A 19,009-nucleotide genomic window follows, 5' to 3' on the forward strand; every position below is an offset into this window, starting at 1 on the left:
CCGCAGCGACCTCATAGACGGCTGCCTCGCCGAGACCGGCCTGACCATCCGACCCGCCTGAGCAATCCAGCGACATCACGAGTTCAACCTCAGTAGGGTGCCCGGGTGACGACGACCACCGCACCTCGCCTCGAAGAGATCACACCGAAGAACCTCAAGGCCGCCCTCGGCATACGGGTCCGCCCCGACCAGGAATTCGCGGTCGACCCGGTGGCGGACTCCCTCGCCGAGGCTTACGTGCATCCCGGTAAGGCCTGGCCCCGCCTGATCATGGACGGTGACCGCGCGGTCGGCTTCCTGATGGCCTTCCTCGACATCGACTGGCACGACGACGGCAGCGCCATCCGCTCCGGCCTGTGGCGGCTGAACATCGCGGCGGAGGAACAGGGCAAGGGGTACGGGCGGTTCGCCGTGGAGTCGGTGGCCGGGGAACTCCGCCGCCGGGGCACGCGAGAGTTCCACGTCACCTGGCACCCCGGCGACAACGGCCCCGAGGGCTTCTACCTGGGCCTGGGCTTCCGCAAGAACGGCGAGGTCGCCGAGGGCGAGACGGTGGGCGTGCTGGACCTGGGCTGAACCACAGGGCCCCGAAAGGGGCGCGGGGAACTGCGCGACCAGCCACCACGGACCCGCAGGGACCCTCACGCGGCGTCCCCCGGACCTCCGGTCCGACACCTCCGCAGGAGCCACCGGTGGCCGGGGTCACACCTCGGAGGGCCGGGGTCACACCTCGGGGGCCAGGGCCACGCCCAGGGAGAACCGGGGGGGGGTCACCCCCAGTCCCGCGCGGAGCGCCCCCGCTTCGTCTCCGACCGCTGCTTCTTCTCCCGCAACCGCCGCTCGTTGATCCCGCGCGGAATGCGGGTAGGCCTGCGCGGCTTCGGCGGCGGCGCGCTCGCCTCCGCCAGCAGCGCCGCCAGCCGCACCGCCGCCGCCTCCCGGTTGCGCCACTGCGAACGGTGCTCCGAAGCACGAACGGTGATCACACCACCGGTCAGCCGCCCGGCCAGCCGCTCCAGCGCCCGCCGCTTCCACACCTCGGGCAGCGCCTCGGTACGGGCGAGATCGAAACGCAGCTCGACCTGGGAGTCACTGGTGTTCACATGCTGTCCACCGGGCCCGGACGACCGCGAGAAACGCCACATGAGCTCGGCCTCGGGCAGGGAGACGGAACCGCGGATGACATAGGGACCGGACATGACGTCCATGTTCCCGCCCCTGACCGGGCCACGTCACCCGAATATCCCGGACCCCGAACTCCGGCCCCCGCGACACGGGTAAAGAAAGTAAAGCGACCTGGAACCTCTCGCACCCCTCTCCGCGTTCAATGGGGTAGCTGTAGCTTCTAGGCCGTACGTAAACGAGGGAAGGGACTCCCAACAATGGCTGTAAGCCTGTCCAAGGGTGGCAACGTCTCGCTCACCAAGGAGGCTCCGGGCCTGACCGCCGTCACCGTGGGCCTCGGCTGGGACGTCCGCACCACCACCGGCACGGACTTCGACCTCGACGCCTCGGCGATCGCGGTCAACACGCAGGGCAAGGTCTACTCCGACGCCCACTTCGTGTTCTTCAACAACAAGCAGACCCCGGACAGCACCATCGTCCACACCGGCGACAACCGCACCGGCGAGGGCGCCGGCGACGACGAGGCGATCAACGTCAACCTCGCCGGGCTCCCCGCCGACGTCGACAAGATCGTCTTCCCGGTCTCGATCTACGACGCCGAGAACCGCTCGCAGAACTTCGGCCAGGTCCGCAACGCCTACATCCGCATCGTCAACCAGGCCGGCGGCGCCGAGATCGCCCGCTACGACCTGTCGGAGGACGCCGCCACCGAGACCGCCATGGTCTTCGGCGAGCTGTACCGCAACGGCGCGGAGTGGAAGTTCCGCGCCGTCGGCCAGGGCTACGCCTCGGGCCTCGTGGGCATCGCCCAGGACTTCGGCGTGAACGTCTGACGGACACCCGCTTCCACAGCGGAGCCCCGGCCCGGCATCCCGCCCGGCCGGGGCCTCCGGCACACCCTCAGGGCCGCTCCGGCCGCCCCTCCCCGTACAGCCAGTCCTCCCAGATCCCGGTGAAGTCCTCACGGGGGGCCGACTCCTCCACGTACGCCGTGAAGTCACCGGTGTCCGCGTTTCCGTACCGGTGCTCCCGCGCCCAGCCCCGGAGCAGGGCACGGAAGGCGTCGTCACCGACCCTCTGCCGCACCTTGTGCAGCACCATCGCACCACGCCAGTACACGGGAGTGGCCGAGATGTCCGCCGCGCCCGGCGGCTCGGCCGGCGGGAAGGACCACAACGCCTCGTTCGTCCCCGCGTCCGGGAAATACGAACCGGCATACAGCAGGTCGAAGATCCGCTGTGCGCTGTCGCCCCCGTGCTCCTCCTGCCACAGCCACTGCGCGTACGTCGCGAAACCCTCGTTGAGCCACATGTCCCGCCAGGTGCGCGGGGTCACGGAGTCGCCGTACCACTGGTGGGCGATCTCGTGGACCAGCAGCACGATGTCGGGAGCACCGGGGAAAACCGGCCGGCTCTGGGTCTCCAGGGCGTACCCGGCGTCCTCGGGACGCTCGACGACCGCACCCGCGGAGGAGAAGGGGTACGGGCCGAAGGTCCGCTCCGCCCACTCCAGCACCTCGGGGATCCGCGCCAGGACCGCACGGCTCGCCCCCGCCTGCTCCGGATCGACGGCCGTGTACACGGGCAGCCCACCGGCGGTCACCGTACGACGGACCTCGTACCTGCCGATGGCCAGCGTCGTGAGGTAGCTCGCCATCGGCTCCCCGGTGCGCCACCGGTACGTCGTACGGCTCCCCTTCCGCTCCTCACCGGCCGGCTCCCCGTTGGACACCGCCCGCAACCCCTCCGGCACCGTCACCGCGACGGCGTACGTCGCCTTGTCGGAGGGATGGTGATTGCCCGGGAACCACGCCATCGACCCCACCGGCTCCCCCAACGCCAGCGCCCCGTCGGCGGTACGCAGCCAGCCCTCCTCGGAACCGTCCGGATCGGTGACGGTCACCGGGGCGCCGGAGTAACGGACGGTCACCCGGAAGGTGCCGTCCACCGCCTCGCGCGGGCGGACGGTCAGCTCCTGCCCCGCCCGTCTCCAGCGGGCGGCCACACCGTCGACGGAGACCTCCTCGACGTCGAGGCCCTTGAGGTCGAGGTTCAGCGCGGAAAGACTCTCCGTCGCACGGGCGGTGATCGTCGCGGTGCCGGTGAGATGACGCGCGCGAGGATCGTAGACGAGGTCAAGGGCGTAGTGACCGACGTCGTAACCACCGTTACCGGCCTTCGGGAAATACGGATCCCCCACACCGGAGCTGCCGGCGGGAGCCCCGGAACCATCCCCGCAGGCGGCCACGGACGCCACGAGCAGGGCGGCGACGACACTGCGGGAACCGGGACGGTGGAAACGCACTCCAGGATCCTATGAGGACCGACGCGTCACGGCGTGACACCATCACCCCCGTGCTCGACATCGGCTACGCCCTCTCCAACCGCTTCCCCGACCCCCCGCAGACCGACTACCGCCGCGCGGACGTCCACGCCCTGCGGCACGACCTGTTCTGCGGCGACGTCTACCTCGCCGACACCACATCGGACCGCGAGCTGTCCACGGCCTGGGGATGGGTGCCGGTGCTCGACTTCGCGTGGGCCCTGTGCGACATCGTGGAGCTCGTCGACCGGGACCCGGCCGGCTCCCGGGCCTCCCGCCCCCAGCACGCGGAACTGGACTTCACCGAGTCCACCGACCGCCTGCTCTTCGAACGCCGCTTCGGCTGGGTGGACATCGAAGCGGAGTGGCTGCCCGCCTCCGAACCCCCGCTGACCTTCTCCCACACCGAACTCCGCCGCGAGGCCCGCGACTTCCTCCACGACCTCCTCGCCGACCTGACCGACCTCCACGAGGACCTCGGCGAGAACCCGGCCATCTGGACCCTCCAGGCCCGCTTCCCCCGCGTGAAGTAACCCCCTCCCCTCAGTCCTCCACCCTGATCCCCAGCTCCCCCGCCAGCACCGGCGCCAGATCCAGCAACTGCCCCGTGCCGATCACCGCCCCCGACAACCGGTCCGCCCCCCGCGCGATCTCCAGCGGCGCGGCCCCACGCAGGTCCACGTCCTTCAGCACGGCCCCCGAGAGGTCCGCGCCCTTCAGCGCGCAGTCCACGAACTCCACACGCTCCAGCAGCGCCCCGCCGAAGTCCGGCTCGACCAGGACACACCCCTCGAAGACGACGTCCTTGAGCCGGGCCGACCGCAGATTCAGGAAATCGATCTTCCCGCCCCGCACCAGCACCCGCTCCAGCACCGCCCCGTGCAACCGCGTCCCCCCGAGCCGCGCGTCCGTCAGCTCCACATCGCGCAGGGTCGCCTCGGCCAGATCGGTACCCACGCCCCGGACACCGACGAGCACCGAATCCAGCACCCGCACCCGGGACAACCGCGCCTCGTCCAGCGCGCATCCCGTCAGCGCGCAGTCCATGAAACGCGCCCCGCCACCGTCCTGCCCGGCGAAGTCCGCCTCCCGGAACTCCAGCCCGTCGTAATCCCCGTCCGGCTCCAGCCCACCCCCCTCCCACCGCTCCAGCGCGGGCAACCGCACCTCAGGACGCCTCGCCCCCTTCACACCCGTACCGCCCACCGCTCTCCTCGCCATGCCCCCATGCTGCACCCCACCACTGACAATCCCCCCGACCTGCGAGAACCCCGCACATGTCACATTTCCGCACCCCCACACCGTCCTCTGTGCAAAGCCGGAAGGCGACCCCGACCGAGGGAGACCCCCAGCCATGCACCCCATCACCGTCATCGGCGGCGGCTTCGCCGGACTCACCGCGGCCATCACCGCCGCCGAAGCGGGCGCCAAGGTCACCGTCCACGAAGCCCACCACACCCTCGGCGGCCGGGCCCGCACCGCCGAAGGCCCCTACCGGACGAACGAGGGACCCCACGCCCTCTACAACGGCGGCCCGCACTGGACCTGGCTCCGGCAGCGCGGCCTCATCGGCCCCCTCGCCCCGCTCCCGCCCCTCGAGGCGGCCCGGCTACGCCTCCGCCACCGGGGCACCCTGCGCCGCACCCCGCCCCTCGCCCTGCTGAAACTCCTGCGCCGCGGCACCGCCCAGGCCCCCGTCGACACCGACTTCCTCACCTGGGCCACCGGCATCGCCGGCGAAGAAGGCGCACGGGCCGCCGCCCACTACGCCGCGGTCGCACTGTTCCACCACGACCCGGGCGCCCTGTCCGCCGCGTTCGTGCAGGAACGCCTGCGCCGCGCCACCAAACTGCCCCCGGAGGCCCACTACCCGCGCGGCGGCTGGGGCGGACTCATCGACCGGATGGCCGCCCACGCGTGGAACCTCGGCGTGCGCGTGGAGACGCTGTCCCGCGTCCACACCCTGCCCACCGACACCCCCGTCGTCGTCGCCACCTCGCTCGACTCCGCCCACCGCCTCCTCGGCGACCCCTCACTGACCTGGCCGAGCGGCCGCACCGTCCTGGTCGACCTCGCCGTACGCACCCGGCGCGGTGACGCGTTCGCCGTGTCCGACCTCGACGCGCCCGGCTGGCTGGAGCGCTTCACCGCCCAGGACCGCACCCTCGCCCCCGCCGGCGAACAGCTGATCCAGGGCCAGATCCCGATCGGCCCCCACGAGACCAAGGCGGACGGCACCGCCCGCGCGGAGGAACTGCTCGACCTCGCCTTCCAGGGCTGGCGGCAACGGACCACCTGGCGGCGGGAGACGGTGGCGAACGGCCGCACCGGCGCCGTCGACCTGCCCGGCACCAGCTGGCGCGACCGCCCCGCCGTCGACCGCGGCGACGGCGTCTACCTCGCCGGCGACCAGGTCGCCGCCCCCGGCGTGCTCTCCGAGGTCTCCTTCAACAGCGCCCTGACGGCCGTCTCCCTCGCCCTCGGCCGGAACACCCTTGACCTCAAGCGCGCTTGAGGTCACACCGTGGAAGCCGCAACAGCACACGACCCGACCCCTGAGGGGACCCTCCATGCACGCCATCCGCCTGCACACCTTCGGACCAGCCGAAAACCTCACCTACGAAGAGACCGAGGACCCCAGGCCGGGCCCCGGACAGGTCCGCATCGCCGTCCGCGCGGCCGGCGTCCACCTCCTGGACACAGCCCTCCGCGAGGGCATGCGAGGACCCGCCCCGGCCCCCGCCACCCTGCCGACCGTCCCCGGCCGCGAGATCGCCGGAATCGTCGACGCACTCGGCGACAACACCTCCGAAGACCTGCTGGGCCGCCGCGTGGTCGCCCACCTCGGCTTCGCACCCGGCGGCTACGCGGAACTCGCCGTCACCGACGCCGACCGACTCCACGACATCCCCGAACGCCTCGACTTCGCCGAAGCCGTCGCCATGATCGGCACAGGCCGCACGGCGATGGGAATCGTGCAGTTCGCCGAACCCGGCCCCACGGACGTGGTCCTCGTCCCGGCCGCGGCCGGCGGCATCGGCACCCTCCTCGTGCAATACGCCAAGAACGCCGGCGCCACCGTCATCGGCCTCGCCGGCGGCCCCACGAAAACCGCCCGGGTGACAGCCAACGGCGCCGACCTCGCCATCGACTACACGGACCCCCACTGGCCCGAACGACTCGACACCCACCGCGGCAAGATCACCCTCGTCTACGACGGCGTCGGCGGCGACACCGCCCGCACGGCGATCGACCTCCTCGCCCCCGACGGCCGCCACATCGTGTTCGGCTGGTCCTCCCAAGGCATCAGCAGCGACAGCCCCTACCTCGTCGAGGGCCTCTCGACCAACGTCCTCGGCCCCGAGATGATGCGCAGGGCAGGCGGCCCCGACCCCGTCCGCACCCTCGAACTGCGCGCCCTCACCGAGGCCGCCGAGGGCAGGCTCACCCCCGCCGTGCACCGCTTCCCCCTCGCCGAGGCCGCCGCCGCCCACCGCGCCCTGGAGAACAGGGCCACGACCGGAAAAGTCGTCCTGGAGCCATAACGGGTGCCACTACTGTGCGAGAGGTGATCGACGTTCCCGCAGAACTCGCCGCCGCCCAGGAGAAGTTCAACAAGGAGGCCGGCCGCGCCTTCATCGCCGCCCTCCCCGACCTCACCGACGCCTTCCTGCACCGCTGGAACCTGCGCGTCACCGGCGCGCCCATGCACGGCGTGAGCGCCCTGGTCCTCCCCGTCGACCGCGCGGACGGCACACCCGCCGTGCTCAAGCTCCAGGTCCGCGACCACGAGACCGACGGCGAACCGGTCGCCCTGCGCCTGTGGAACGGCGACGGCGCGGTCCGCCTCCTCGACCACGACGAACCCACCGGCACCATGCTCCTGGAACGCCTCGACGCCACCCGCATGCTCGCCCACCAGGAAGACGTCCACGAGGCCGTCCTGGTCATCGCCAGCCTCCTCGCCCACCTCCACACCACCCCGGCCCCCGAAGGCATGCGCCACCTCCGCGACATCGCGCCCGCCATGCTGGAACGGACCCCCGCCGTCCTGGACCGCATCCCGGACCCGGCCGCCCGCCGCCTCGTCGCCGACTGCGCCGCCGCCGTACGCGAGGTCACCGGCGAACCCGGCGACCGCCTCCTCCACTGGGACCTGCACGACGAGAACGTCCTCGCCTCCGACCGCGCCCCCTGGCTCGCCATCGACCCCAAACCCCTGGCCGGCGACCCCGGCTTCGACCTCTGGCCCGCCCTCGCCAACCGCTTCGACCCCGACGACGTCACCTGGCGCTTCGACGCCATGACCGACGTCCTCGCCCTGGACCGCGCGCGGGCACGCGCGTGGACGTACGGGCGGCTGCTGCAGAACTGCCTGTGGGAGGTCGAGGAGGGCCGTCCGCTGGACGAGACGGACCTGGAGATCGCCCGTCGGCTACGCGGTCTTACGGCATGAAAAACCCCAGGTCAGACCTGACCTGGGGTTTCACTGAGCCCCCTGTCGGATTCGAACCGACGACCTACGCATTACAAGTGCGTTGCTCTGGCCAACTGAGCTAAGGAGGCGCCGCGCGGCGCGCGCGAAGGCTGGTCCACTGTACACAGAGCCGGTTTCGCCGGGCCACGCACTTGTGGGACGAGGTCCCGCCCGTTCACCCCAAGTCGTACTCGAAGGTGTACGCCACCTCCGTCTCCCCGTGCCGGTAGGTGAACCCGCCCGTGCCGCGCAGGCCGGTCAGCTCCCCGGTGCCCGAGCCCTCGACGACCTCGAAGGCGCAGTGGACGGTGCCGTCGGGCTCGAAGCGGCCGCGCTCCTCCAGGACGAAGGTGCCGGACCGGCCGTCGACCCGGCCGGCGACGAGCTCCATTCCGGCGAAGGTGCCGGTTCCGCCGGTCAGGTAGGTGATCGCGTAGTCGCAGGTCGTGGCCTCGGCCTCGATGCCGCCCGAGAAGGCGTTGGTGACCGTGGCGTGCGCGAGACGGGGGAGAACACCCTCCTCGGTGACGGGGCTCTCCTTCCAGTCGGCGAAGGTGAAGTGGCCGGTGGTCTCGGTGGTGGGCATGGACGTTCCCTTCCGGGGTGGACGACGGTGTGCCCCACCCTTCCCGCCGTACCTGACATCCTCTGTCAGGTACGGCGGGACAATGGCTCCCATGCGCGCCGACCGGCTCCTCTCCCTGCTCCTGCTGCTGCAGAACCGCGGCCGGATGACCGCCCCCGAACTGGCGGCCGAGCTGGAGGTGTCGGTGCGCACCGTGTACCGGGACATCGAGGCGCTCGGCGCCTCCGGGGTGCCGGTGCGGGCCGAACGCGGGCCGGAGGGCGGCTACCGCCTGGTGGAGGGCTACCGCACGCGGCTCACCGGGCTGACGGACGCGGAGGCCGGTTCGCTGGTCCTCGCGGGACTGCCGGGACCGGCCAGGGACTTGGGTCTGGGTGCCGTACTGGCGAGCGCCCAGCTGAAGGTGGAGGCCTCCCTGCCGGGCGAACTGGCGGACCAGGCGCGGCGGGTGCGCGAGCGGTTCCACCTGGACGCGCCGGCCTGGTTCCGGGACGCCGACCCCGTGCCGTACCTGGAGCCGATCGCGCGGGCCGTGTGGGAGCGCAGGGTGCTGGAGACCCACTACCGGCGCTGGCGCGGCGAGGTGCACCGGGAGGTGCGTCCGCTGGGGCTCGTGCTGAAGGGCGGCATCTGGTACCTGGTGGCGCTGGCGGACGACGCGGTGCGCACCTACCGGGTGTCGCGGTTCCAGGCGGTGGCGGAGACGGGCGAGGAGTTCATCCGGCCCGCGGGCTTCGACCTGGCCGCGTACTGGACGGAGTCGTCCCGGCGGATGGAGGCGGCGATGCGGCAGGGCACGGCCCGGGTGCGACTCTCACCGCGCGGGCAGAAGCTGCTGCCGATGCAGTTCGGGGCGGCGGGGGCGCGGGCGCTCGCGGACGCGGGGCCGGCGGACGAGCGGGGCTGGGTGGAGGTGGAGCTGGCCGTCGAGTCGGAGTCGGTCGCCACCGGCGACCTGCTGCGGCTCGGCGTCGAGGCGGAGGTGCTCGGCCCGGCAGGGCTGCGGGAGGCGGTCGCGACGGCGGTGGGGGTGCTGGCGGACCGCTACGCGAGCGAGCGGTGATCACGTACGAAACACGACAGTCACCGCCGTGGTCGAAAGTTTCCACGAAATTCACAGCCCTGGAACTACTGACAACCAGGTGAACGCCGGGTACCGTCCTGTGCCAGTTCACTCGTGTGGACCACACCACAGCGGAGTCTCCGTCGTGGCTTCACCTTCCTACTCGGATCGTCCGGCACGTTCCTGCCGGTAGAAGGGGACCATTCACCATGGCCACTGTCACGTTCGACAAGGCGACCCGGGTCTACCCCGGTTCCACCAAGCCCGCCGTCGACGCCCTCGACATCGAGATCGCGGACGGCGAGTTCCTCGTCCTGGTCGGTCCGTCCGGTTGCGGCAAGTCGACCTCGCTCCGCATGCTCGCGGGGCTCGAGGACGTCAACGGCGGTGCGATCCGCATCGGTGACCGCGACGTCACGCACCTGCCGCCGAAGGACCGGGACATCGCCATGGTGTTCCAGAACTACGCGCTCTACCCGCACATGACGGTCGCGGACAACATGGGCTTCGCGCTCAAGATCGCGGGTGTCAACAAGGCGGAGATCCGGCAGAAGGTCGAGGAGGCCGCGAAGATCCTCGACCTGACCGAGTACCTGGACCGCAAGCCGAAGGCGCTCTCCGGTGGTCAGCGTCAGCGTGTGGCGATGGGCCGTGCGATCGTGCGTGAGCCGCAGGTGTTCCTCATGGACGAGCCGCTGTCCAACCTGGACGCCAAGCTCCGTGTGTCCACCCGTACGCAGATCGCGTCGCTGCAGCGCCGTCTGGGCATCACCACGGTCTACGTCACGCACGACCAGGTCGAGGCCCTGACCATGGGTGACCGTGTCGCGGTCCTGAAGGACGGTCTGCTGCAGCAGGTCGACACCCCGCGGAACATGTACGACAAGCCCGCGAACCTGTTCGTCGCCGGCTTCATCGGTTCCCCGGCGATGAACCTGGTGGAGGTCCCGATCGCCGACGGTGGTGTGAAGTTCGGCAACTCGGTGGTGCCGGTGCAGCGTGACGCGCTCTCGGCGACCAGTGACAAGACCGTGACCGTGGGTATCCGTCCCGAGCACTTCGACGTGGCCGGCGCCGACTCCGACCAGGGTCTCGCGGTCACCGTGAACGTCGTCGAGGAGCTGGGCTCCGACGCGTTCGTGTACGGCACCGCGCAGGTCGGTGGCGAGTCCAAGGACATCGTCGTCCGCGTGGGTGGCCGTGAGGTGCCGGAGAAGGGCAGCCAGCTGCACGTCGTGCCGCGTTCGGGTGAGACCCACGTGTTCTCGACGTCGACCGGTGCGCGCCTGTCCGACTGACGCCGTTTCACGCGAAGGGCCCCGCGGATCGTCGCGGGGCCCTTCGCGTTGTCGACAAATACCCCGGCATACCGGCCATTTCGACCGTGTTCGTCAACATGCCAACCGGTTTATCGGGCTCCGTATCCCCCGTAACGGTGACGGAATGTTTTCTTGTCGCCACTGGGCGCTACCCTCGCTCGCGTGAAGCACTCCACGAACCGTCAGACGCGTCGCGGCCGGGGCCCCGCCCGCCGGATCGGCCGTTCCCTCGCCTTCGTCCTGCCCGTCGTCCTGGTGTTCTCCGGGACTCTCGCGGTCGCTCGGGTCAACTGGTCGGGAGCCTCCTCGAGCCCGGTGCTCGCGGCCGCCTCCGACGCGTCCTCCCGTGCCGACGTCCGGGCGCCGCAGCACGTGTTGCGGGACAAGTTGCTGATCGAACTGCAGGAGGAGGACCCGGGCGTGGCGCTCACCCACCTCCAGCAGGCCGTGAACGACCGCCCGTCGCTGGCGGAGCACTGCGCGTCCATCGCCCGCGCCCTCGGCAAGGCGGCGGTCCGCGTCTACGGCCCCACCAAGGCCCAGTCCTACGCCCGCCCGGTCTGTGACACCTCCTTCGCCTCGGGCGTCACCACAGCCGCCCACTGAACCCGCCCGGCCTGCCGCCGTCTTCCGCGGGCGGTCGCGCCTTCCCCAGTCCCTGGCTTGAAGGCCTGGGAGGCACCCCGGGGCGGTACGGGTGGGCCGGGGTCTCCCCTTGGGGAGACCCCCCGCGAACGCCGGGCCGCGCGAACGCCCCCCGCACCGGCACAGGGCACCTGTAAAAACCCCGAACGCCGCGCCGCGTAAAGTGCGGGCATGACCGATCCGCGTGCCGTCGCCCGCCCCGTACAGGCCGTAGTCCTGGCCGGAGGTCAGGGATCCCGGCTTCGTCCGTACACCGACGACCGTCCCAAGCCGATGGTCGAGATCCCCGGCACGGGAACCCCGATCATCGGCCACCAGCTCTCCTGGCTCGCCGAGGAGGGCGTGACGGACGTGGTGGTCTCCTGCGGTCACCTCGCCGAGGTCCTGCAGAAGTGGCTGGACACCGCCGACCTGCCCCTCTCCGTCACCACCGTCGTCGAGACGGAACCCCTCGGCCGCGGCGGCGGCCTGAAGTACGCCGCCGCTCACCTCCCGCACCCGGACCGGCCCTGGTACGCCACCAACGGCGACATCTGGACCCGTTTCTCGCTGCGTGACATGGCCGACTTCCACACCGAGCGGGACGCCGTCGCGACCCTCGCCCTGGCCCGTCCGCGCATCCCGTGGGGCGCGGTGCGCACGGACGGCTTCGGGCACATCACCGACTTCATCGAGGCTCCGCCGTCGACCTTCGAGATCAACGCGGGCGTGTACGTCTTCTCCTCCGAGTTCGCCGGCCTGCTCCCGGAGCGCGGCGATCACGAGCGCACCACGTTCCCGCGTCTGGCGCGTGAGCGCCGCCTGGCCGGTTTCCCGATCCCCCAGGGCTCCTACTGGCGGGCGATCGACACCGCGAAGGACCTGACGGAGGCGGCGAAGGAGCTCTCGGCGCAGGGCCGTTGACGTCTTCTTCCTTCCGCCCGTCACATCGCCCGGCCGCCGTCCGTCAGTGAGGTGGCACGACGTGGCGACCCGCCGCGTCGGACGGGTGGCAGGAGAGGACCGCACGATGCTGACCAGCGTCATGTACGTGACGATCAACGTGACCGACCAGGACCGGGCGCTGAGGTTCTACACGGACCAGCTCGGCCTGGAGAAGCGCACGGATCATTCGGGCCCCGAGGGACGCTTCCTCACGGTGGGCGTTCCGGGCAGTGCTCCGGAGCTCCTCCTGTGGCCGCACGGGGCGGGCTCGGGGCAGTCGGCCGCGGGTGAGCCGGGCGGAAGGGCGCTCGGTGTGGTCTTCCTGGAATCGGACGATCTGCGGAAGGACTTCGCGGTGTGGCGCGACCGCGGCGTGACGTTCGATCAGCCCGAGCCGGAGGACTACCCGTTCGGGGTGCGCATCGAGGCCGTGGACCCGGACGGCAACCGGATCGCACTGCGTCAGCGCGGCCGGGCGAGCGGGGCGTGACGGCCGGCCGTCCGTAGTCACCGCTTTTTCACGGCAGTGGGGTCCCGCACGGACGAGATGCGGGACCCCACTGCCGTACGCCGAGCTAGCCCAGGAGGCCGCCCACGAGTCCCGGCCTCCCGGAGGAGGAACCGCCGCTGCCCCCGCTCGGTGTGCCGCTGCCGCCGGAGGTGCCGGCGCCGCCCGAGGTGGGGCCGGAAGTGGTGCTCGGTGCCTGACCGGCCGGGGAGGACTGCTGGGGTGGGGCCTGACCGGTGCTGCCCTGGGTCTGGCTGGGTTCGCCGGTGGCCGCTCCGACGCCCTGGGTCGCGCCGGGGGCGGTGGTGCCGGCGGACGGGCTCGCCGTGTCCGAGGTGGCGTCCCGGGTGGGCGAGGTGGAGGCGGACGGGGTCTGCTTCTCCTTCCGGCGCTCGTGGGACTCCTCCGGCAGGGGGGAGCCGGGGAGCTCGTTGCGCGGGGCTTCGCCGGGTCCGGGGACGACCACGCGGTCGGCGTCCCGTACGGCACCGCCGAGCAGTGAGCCGACGAGCATGCTGAACCCGCAGACCACGAAGGTGACCAGGGCGCCCCGGCGCAGCACGTACCGGCGCAGGTCCCAGATGTCGGCGCGGGGGCCGAGCCGGCGCCAGGCTGCGCCCGCGAGGCGGCCGTCGACGGAGTAGACGGGGGCACCCGCGATGATCAGCGGTGACCAGGCGGCGAGGTAGATGATGTCGGGCGTCTCGTAGGCGGGGACGCTCTTCCAGCTGACGGTGACCAGCAGGGCCGCCGAGAGCGCCGCCCCGACGACGGCGGCCAGGCGCTGCCAGCAGCCGAGGGCGGTCAGGACGCCCACGACGATCTGCGCGAAGGCGATGGCGAGGCCGGAGCCGACGGGGTGCTCGAGGGCGAACTGGCGCAGCGGTTCGGCGACTTCCCAGGGGTGCAGGGTGTGCAGCCACTTGACCATGGAGCCGCGTTTGCCGCCCTCGAAGTAGAGGGGGTCGCACAGCTTGCTCATCCCGGCGTAGACGGAGATGCCGCCGAGGAAGACGCGCAGGGGGAGCAGGACGACGCCGAGGTTCATCCGGCGTCCGGGGTAGTAGGCGTGCCGGGCCGCGTCGTCACCGTGCCGCCTGGCGCGCCGGCCGGTGTCCTCGGACTCGTCGCCGTACGCGGGGTCGTCGTAGGCGGGCTCGTGGTACGCGGGGTCGTCGTAGGCGGGTTCGTCGTAGGCGCTGCCGACCGTGCGCATCGGGGGCAGCAGGGGCCCGTCGGCCGGGCGGCGCTGGGCGCCGACGAACGGGGTTTCGATGGGCTGGGTGGCCGGGTCGTCGGCGTAGTCGTACCCGGTGCCGGTGCGCGGGATGACCTGGGTGCCCCCGGTGTCGGCGAGCGGCTCGTCGGCGTGGTGGACGCCTTCGTGCCGTACGGCCTGGAGCAGCCGGTGGGCGCCGGTGTCGTCGGGTGCGGACCGGCCGCTCCAGACGACGGGCCGACGGCGGGTGGGTGCCTGGCCCGGCGTGCCCACGGTGGTGACGACGGGGATGCGGGCGGTCTCCTCGGCGGCACTCGCGTGCCGTGCGATCCGCGGCAGGGGGGCACGCCGCGCCGAGGCGCCCAGCTGCACGCGGAAGCTGGCGTGATTGACGATGACCTGGGCCGGATCGCTCGGCACCTTCACCATGCTCAGCGCGGGAGCGTCGTCGAGTCCCGACGAGCGGTCCCCCGTGGGTGTGCGGGGTGTTCTGGTGTCCACACGCATCTAACCGAGTGACACGGCGTTAGGACACTGTCTTGACCCGTCGGAAGTGTCCGGACCGCGTCAAGCCTGCCCGGACCACCCGAAACGCCCCGCACGGGTGACCCCGTAGAACATCCGTTCAGCCGCGCCGACGCGCCGCCTCGTACAGCACGATGCCCGCCGCCACACCGGCGTTGAGCGACTCCGCGCCGCCCGGCATCGGGATCCGGACCCGGATGTCGCAGGTCTCGCCGACCAGTCGGGAGAGGCCCTTGCCCTCGCTGCCGACGACGATGACGACCGGTCCGTCCAGCGCGGCGAGGTCGCCGAGCTCGGCCTCGCCGTCGGCGGCCAGGCCGACGACCGCGATGCCGGCCTTCTTGTACGCCTCCAGGGCGCGCGTCAGGTTGGTGGCGCGGGCGACGGGCGTACGGGCGGCCGTGCCGGCGGACGTCTTCCAGGCGCCGGCGGTCATGCCGGCGGCGCGCCGTTCGGGCACGACGACGCCGTGGCCGCCGAACGCGGAGACGGACCGGACGACCGCGCCGAGGTTGCGCGGGTCGGTGACCCCGTCGAGGGCGACGATCAGCGGGTCCTCACCCTCGTCGTGGGCGTTGGCGACGAGGTCCTCGGGGTGCGCGTACTCGTACGGCGGGACCTGGAGGACCAGGCCCTGGTGGTTCAGGCCGTTGGTCATGCGGTCGAGCTCGGGGCGCGGCGCCTCCATGAGGTTGATGCCGCCGCGTTCGGCCGCGAGCTGGAGCGCCTCGCGCACCCGCTCGTCGTTGTCGATGAACTGCTGGACGTAGAGCGTGGACGCGGGCACGCCCTCGCGCAGCGCCTCGACGACCGGGTTGCGGCCGACGACGAGTTCGGAGGCCGAGCGGCCCCCGCCGCGCCGCTGCTGCGGGCGGGCGCCCTGGGCGCGGCGTGCCTTCGCCTGGGCGGCGCGCTGCTTGGCGTGTCCCTTGCGCATCTCGGCGGGCGGCGTGGGTCCCTTGCCTTCCAGGCCTCGGCGCCGCTGGCCGCCGCTGCCGACCTGCGCGCCCTTCTTGCCGGACATGCGGCGGTTGTTCGCGGCCATGAGGTATCCGTCTCCATGAAGTCGTGGGTGGTGCTGCTTGTGTGCGTACCTGGTGCGTATCAGGTACGCACCTGGTGCGTACGTCTGTGACGTGTGCCTATGAAGTGTGCCGCCCGGAGGCCCGGACGGCACAGTCGATCTTCGGATGCCGAGGTCGGGGCCGGTCGGGGCCTGGCTCCTCAGCGCGGGCCGAGGCTCCAGCGCGGCCCCTGCGGGCTGTCCTCGATGACCAGGCCGGACTGGCTCAGCTGGTCGCGGATGGCGTCCGCGGTGGGCCAGTCCTTGCGGGCGCGGGCGGCCTCGCGCTGGTCGAGGACCATGCGGACGAGGGTGTCGATCACGCCGTGGAGGTCCTCGCCGCGGCCGGTCTCGCCGGCCCAGTGCGGGTCGAGCGGGTCGAGGCCGAGCACGCCGAGCATGGCGCGGACCTCGGCGAGGCGGGCGATGGCCTCCTCCTTGTCGTCGGCGGACAGTGCGCTGTTGCCCTGCCGGACGGTGGTGTGCACGACGGCGAGCGCCTGCGGGACGCCCAGGTCGTCGTCCATCGCCTCGGCGAACGCGGGCGGCACCTCGGTGGCGGGTTCGACGACGCCTCCGGCCTTCTCCACCACGCGCTGCACGAAGCCCTCGATCCGCGCGAACGCGGACTCGGCCTCGCGCAGGGCCTCCTCGCTGTACTCGATCATGGACCGGTAGTGCGGGGTGCCGAGGTAGTAACGCAGCACGATGGGCCGCCAGCGCTTGACCATCTCGGAGACCAGGACGCTGTTGCCGAGCGACTTCGACATCTTCTCGCCGCTCATGGTGACCCAGGCGTTGTGCACCCAGTAGCGGGCGAACTCGTCGCCGTAGGCCTTGGCCTGGGCGATCTCGTTCTCGTGGTGCGGGAAGATCAGGTCGAGGCCGCCGCCGTGGATGTCGAAGGCGCCGCCGAGGTACTTGTGCGCCATCGCCGAGCACTCCAGGTGCCAGCCGGGGCGTCCGCGGCCCCACGGCGTCTCCCAGCTGGGTTCGCCGGGCTTGGCCGCCTTCCACATCGCGAAGTCGCGCGGGTCCCGCTTGCCGGTCTCGCCCTCGGCGGACGGCTGGAGCAGGTTGTCGAGTTCCTGGTTGGACAGCTTCAGGTACTCGGGGAACGAGGTGACGGCGAAGTACACGTTGCCGTCGGCCGCGTAGGCGTGGCCGCGTTCGATGAGGCCGCGCATCATCTCGACCATCTCGGTGATGTGGCCGGTGGCGCGCGGTTCGTAGGTCGGGGGCAGGCAGCCGAGGGCGCGGTAGCCGTCGGTGAAGGCGCGCTCGTTGTCGTAGCCGATGGACCACCAGGGGCGGCCCTGTTCGGCGGACTTGGCGATGATCTTGTCGTCGATGTCGGTGACGTTGCGGACGAACGTCACCGACAGGCCGCGGTACTCGAACCAGCGGCGCATGATGTCGAAGTTCAGGCCCGAGCGGATGTGCCCGATGTGGGGTGCCGCCTGCACGGTGGCACCACACAGGTAGATCGAGACGCAACCCGGCTGGAGCGGGGTGAAGTCACGGATCTGCCGGGCGCTGGTGTCGTACAGGCGAATGGTCACGACACCAGGGTAGTGGGCGCGGGAAGGTGCGGTGCGCCTCCTGCGGTTTCGGGGGCGTATGTCGCGTGGGGCCCGGTGAGGGCTGGTCGTGTCCGCGTGGTGGAGCCGCGCGTCGGCGCGGCCCCTACCGGGTGGGTTCCGTCATCCCTCGTGGACGACGAGTGCCGTCGCCACCGCCATGAGGCCCTCGTCCCTTCCCGGGAATCCCAGGCCGTCGGTGGTGGCGCCGGAGACCGAGACCGGGGCGCCGGCCGCTTCCGAGAGGAGCTGCTGCGCCTCCGCCCTGCGCTTGCCGATCTTCGGGCGGGGTCCGACCACCTGTACGGCGATGTTGCCGATGCGGAAGCCTGCCTCCCGGACGATGCGCGCGGCCTCGGTCAGCAGGGTCACGCCGGACGCGCCGGACCATTCGGGGCGGCCGGTGCCGAAGTGCTGCCCCAGGTCGCCGAGGCCGGCGGCGGAGAAGAGGGCGTTGCAGGCGGCGTGGGCGACGACGTCCGCGTCGGAGTGGCCGGCCAGGCCGGGGCCCTCGCCCTCCCACTTCAGGCCGGCGCACCACAGTTCGCGGCCGTCCTCGAAGGCGTGGATGTCGGTGCCGATGCCGACCCGGGGCAGGGGGTACGGCTGCTCGGAGGCCGTCGTCCGCTCAGAAGCCATCGTTGAGCCTCCTGCGGGCCAGGACCGCCTCGGCGAGGACCAGGTCGAGGGGGCGGGTGACCTTGAAGGCCTCCTCGTGGCCGGGGACGGTGACGACGGTGAGGCCGAGCTGTTCGACCATGCTCGCGTCGTCGGTGACGTCGTCCTTCACCGTCCCGTGCGCGCGCACGAGGGTGTCCCGGTCGAAGCCCTGGGGGGTCTGCACGGCCCGCAGCAGGGAGCGGTCCGGGGTGGCGACCACGGGTTCCGGTTCGCCCGGGGCGGCGGGCTCGACCTGTTTGACGGTGTCGGCGAGCGGCAGGGCGGGCACGACGGCCGGTGCTCCGTCGCGTACGGCCTCGATGACGGCGTCGACGGTGTCGACGGGGACGAGCGGGCGGGCGGCGTCGTGCACCAGGACGATGTCGTAGCCGGGCGGCAGCGCGTCCAGGCCGTGTTTCACGGACTCCTGGCGGCTCTCGCCGCCGGGGACCACGAGGAAGTCGGTGCGGTCGGGCAGCGCGTGCGCGTCGAGCAGCGACTTGACCTCGGGGGCGCCGTCGGGCGGGGCCACGACGACGACCAGGGAGACGGCGCGGGAGTCGGCCATCGCGCGGACGGCGTGGACGAGCATGGGCGTGCCGCCCAGGGCGCGCAGGGCCTTGGGGGCGCCGGGGCCGAGGCGTACACCGCGGCCGGCGGCCGGGATCACGGCCGCCGTCCGGGCGGTCGCACGGCTGGTGGCGCGGCCGGGTACGGGGGTCGTCGAGGGCGGGGGGAGCGGATCGTCAGACATCGGTTCCTGTCAGGTTTGTGTGCTCGGCCCAGGTGGGTATGGCCTGGGCGTACCCCCTGCTCCCGGAGCGGGGGGAGTGCCGGGCGTTCCGCCTTGACCAGCCCCTTCCGTGACGCTGGTCGAGCCGGCCTCCCGGGCCCGGTGCACCAGGGGTGGGGACGTGAGTCATGGCACATTCCCCGGTGTGGCGCAAGCGCGGTGTGGGCGGGTGTCCCGTGGGCAGGTGTCCGGGGGCGGAC

20 protein-coding genes and 1 tRNA gene are annotated in these 19,009 nt (G+C 71.9%); 11 read left to right on the forward strand and 10 right to left on the reverse strand.

Annotation, left to right across the window (positions count from 1 at the left end; translation table 11 throughout):
* Positions 1-105: 105 nt before the first annotated feature.
* Positions 106-576, forward strand: a complete 471-nt coding sequence (locus ACH5AO_RS30895) for a GNAT family N-acetyltransferase (protein WP_398930394.1) — start codon at positions 106-108, stop codon at positions 574-576.
* A 194-nt stretch (positions 577-770) separates the two neighbouring features.
* Here ACH5AO_RS30895 and arfB read toward each other — a convergent pair whose 3' ends face one another.
* A complete protein-coding gene (gene arfB, locus ACH5AO_RS30900; RefSeq protein WP_398930396.1) occupies positions 771-1,208 on the reverse strand; it encodes an alternative ribosome rescue aminoacyl-tRNA hydrolase ArfB in 438 nt (145 codons plus the stop codon).
* 174 nt (positions 1,209-1,382) lie between these two features.
* Between arfB and ACH5AO_RS30905 the strand changes: the two genes are divergently transcribed.
* On the forward strand, positions 1,383-1,958 hold the full coding sequence (locus ACH5AO_RS30905) for a TerD family protein (RefSeq protein ID WP_279539912.1): 576 nt from the start codon (positions 1,383-1,385) through the stop codon (positions 1,956-1,958).
* A 67-nt stretch (positions 1,959-2,025) separates the two neighbouring features.
* On the opposite strand, the gene ACH5AO_RS30910 is transcribed toward ACH5AO_RS30905, so the two are convergent.
* Positions 2,026-3,429, reverse strand: a complete 1,404-nt coding sequence (locus ACH5AO_RS30910) for a M1 family metallopeptidase (RefSeq protein ID WP_398930399.1) — start codon at positions 3,427-3,429, stop codon at positions 2,026-2,028.
* 50 nt (positions 3,430-3,479) lie between these two features.
* Between ACH5AO_RS30910 and ACH5AO_RS30915 the strand changes: the two genes are divergently transcribed.
* Positions 3,480-3,980 carry a hypothetical protein gene (locus tag ACH5AO_RS30915; protein WP_398930616.1) on the forward strand — a complete coding sequence of 167 codons (501 nt, stop codon included), beginning with the start codon at positions 3,480-3,482 and terminating at the stop codon, positions 3,978-3,980.
* Positions 3,981-3,990: 10 nt separating this feature from the next.
* Here ACH5AO_RS30915 and ACH5AO_RS30920 read toward each other — a convergent pair whose 3' ends face one another.
* A complete protein-coding gene (locus tag ACH5AO_RS30920; protein ID WP_398930401.1) occupies positions 3,991-4,668 on the reverse strand; it encodes a pentapeptide repeat-containing protein in 678 nt (225 codons plus the stop codon).
* Positions 4,669-4,801: 133 nt separating this feature from the next.
* Between ACH5AO_RS30920 and ACH5AO_RS30925 the strand changes: the two genes are divergently transcribed.
* Genes ACH5AO_RS30925 through ACH5AO_RS30935 form a run of 3 tightly spaced genes read left to right on the forward strand, consistent with a single transcriptional unit; the run spans position 4,802 to position 7,903 of the window.
* Entirely contained in the window at positions 4,802-5,962 is a 1,161-nt protein-coding gene (locus tag ACH5AO_RS30925; protein WP_398930403.1) for an NAD(P)-binding protein, read from the forward strand.
* A gap of 55 nt (positions 5,963-6,017) precedes the next feature.
* On the forward strand, positions 6,018-6,992 hold the full coding sequence (locus ACH5AO_RS30930; protein WP_398930405.1) for a zinc-binding dehydrogenase: 975 nt from the start codon (positions 6,018-6,020) through the stop codon (positions 6,990-6,992).
* Positions 6,989-7,903, forward strand: a complete 915-nt coding sequence (locus tag ACH5AO_RS30935) for an aminoglycoside phosphotransferase family protein (protein ID WP_398930618.1) — start codon at positions 6,989-6,991, stop codon at positions 7,901-7,903. Before ACH5AO_RS30930 ends, ACH5AO_RS30935 begins: the two co-directional genes overlap by 4 nt.
* Positions 7,904-7,939: 36 nt before the next feature.
* Here the strand turns inward: ACH5AO_RS30935 and ACH5AO_RS30940 are convergent.
* Both ACH5AO_RS30940 and ACH5AO_RS30945 read right to left on the reverse strand, forming a co-directional pair.
* Positions 7,940-8,013 (reverse strand) — tRNA-Thr (locus ACH5AO_RS30940).
* 86 nt (positions 8,014-8,099) lie between these two features.
* The gene (locus tag ACH5AO_RS30945; RefSeq protein WP_398930407.1) at positions 8,100-8,510 is read right to left on the reverse strand and encodes a DUF3224 domain-containing protein; all 411 of its coding nucleotides are present in this window, start codon (positions 8,508-8,510) and stop codon (positions 8,100-8,102) included.
* A 91-nt stretch (positions 8,511-8,601) separates the two neighbouring features.
* On the opposite strand from ACH5AO_RS30945, the gene ACH5AO_RS30950 reads away from it, so the two are divergent.
* The 5 genes from ACH5AO_RS30950 (at position 8,602) to ACH5AO_RS30970 (ending at position 12,951) form a co-directional block, all read left to right on the forward strand.
* Entirely contained in the window at positions 8,602-9,573 is a 972-nt protein-coding gene (locus ACH5AO_RS30950) for a helix-turn-helix transcriptional regulator (RefSeq protein WP_398930408.1), read from the forward strand.
* A gap of 209 nt (positions 9,574-9,782) precedes the next feature.
* Positions 9,783-10,871, forward strand: coding sequence for an ABC transporter ATP-binding protein (locus ACH5AO_RS30955; protein ID WP_398930410.1), 1,089 nt, complete (start codon positions 9,783-9,785; stop codon positions 10,869-10,871).
* A 183-nt stretch (positions 10,872-11,054) separates the two neighbouring features.
* Complete coding sequence (locus ACH5AO_RS30960) at positions 11,055-11,498, forward strand: hypothetical protein (RefSeq protein ID WP_398930412.1); 444 nt, start codon at positions 11,055-11,057, stop codon at positions 11,496-11,498.
* Between the two features lie 210 nt (positions 11,499-11,708).
* Positions 11,709-12,440: an NDP-sugar synthase gene (locus ACH5AO_RS30965; RefSeq protein WP_398930414.1), complete on the forward strand. Its 732-nt coding sequence runs from the start codon at positions 11,709-11,711 to the stop codon at positions 12,438-12,440.
* A 61-nt stretch (positions 12,441-12,501) separates the two neighbouring features.
* The gene (locus ACH5AO_RS30970) at positions 12,502-12,951 is read left to right on the forward strand and encodes a VOC family protein (RefSeq protein ID WP_398930416.1); all 450 of its coding nucleotides are present in this window, start codon (positions 12,502-12,504) and stop codon (positions 12,949-12,951) included.
* A gap of 85 nt (positions 12,952-13,036) precedes the next feature.
* On the opposite strand, the gene ACH5AO_RS30975 is transcribed toward ACH5AO_RS30970, so the two are convergent.
* The 5 genes from ACH5AO_RS30975 to ispD form a co-directional block, all read right to left on the reverse strand.
* Positions 13,037-14,695 carry a DoxX family membrane protein gene (locus ACH5AO_RS30975; protein ID WP_398930418.1) on the reverse strand — a complete coding sequence of 553 codons (1,659 nt, stop codon included), beginning with the start codon at positions 14,693-14,695 and terminating at the stop codon, positions 13,037-13,039.
* 118 nt (positions 14,696-14,813) lie between these two features.
* Positions 14,814-15,758 carry a 23S rRNA (guanosine(2251)-2'-O)-methyltransferase RlmB gene (gene rlmB, locus ACH5AO_RS30980; protein ID WP_398930420.1) on the reverse strand — a complete coding sequence of 315 codons (945 nt, stop codon included), beginning with the start codon at positions 15,756-15,758 and terminating at the stop codon, positions 14,814-14,816.
* 179 nt (positions 15,759-15,937) lie between these two features.
* Positions 15,938-17,338, reverse strand: coding sequence for a cysteine--tRNA ligase (gene cysS, locus ACH5AO_RS30985; RefSeq protein ID WP_398930422.1), 1,401 nt, complete (start codon positions 17,336-17,338; stop codon positions 15,938-15,940).
* A 141-nt stretch (positions 17,339-17,479) separates the two neighbouring features.
* Positions 17,480-17,995 (reverse strand): 2-C-methyl-D-erythritol 2,4-cyclodiphosphate synthase, encoded by a 516-nt coding sequence (gene ispF, locus ACH5AO_RS30990; protein WP_398930424.1) that lies wholly within the window; start codon positions 17,993-17,995, stop codon positions 17,480-17,482.
* Positions 17,985-18,770: a 2-C-methyl-D-erythritol 4-phosphate cytidylyltransferase gene (gene ispD / locus ACH5AO_RS30995; RefSeq protein ID WP_398930426.1), complete on the reverse strand. Its 786-nt coding sequence runs from the start codon at positions 18,768-18,770 to the stop codon at positions 17,985-17,987. Before ispD ends, ispF begins: the two co-directional genes overlap by 11 nt.
* Positions 18,771-19,009: the final 239 nt, after the last annotated feature.

This window comes from Streptomyces sp. NPDC018964 (genome assembly GCF_044390325.1).
Lineage (GTDB): Bacteria > Actinomycetota > Actinomycetes > Streptomycetales > Streptomycetaceae > Streptomyces.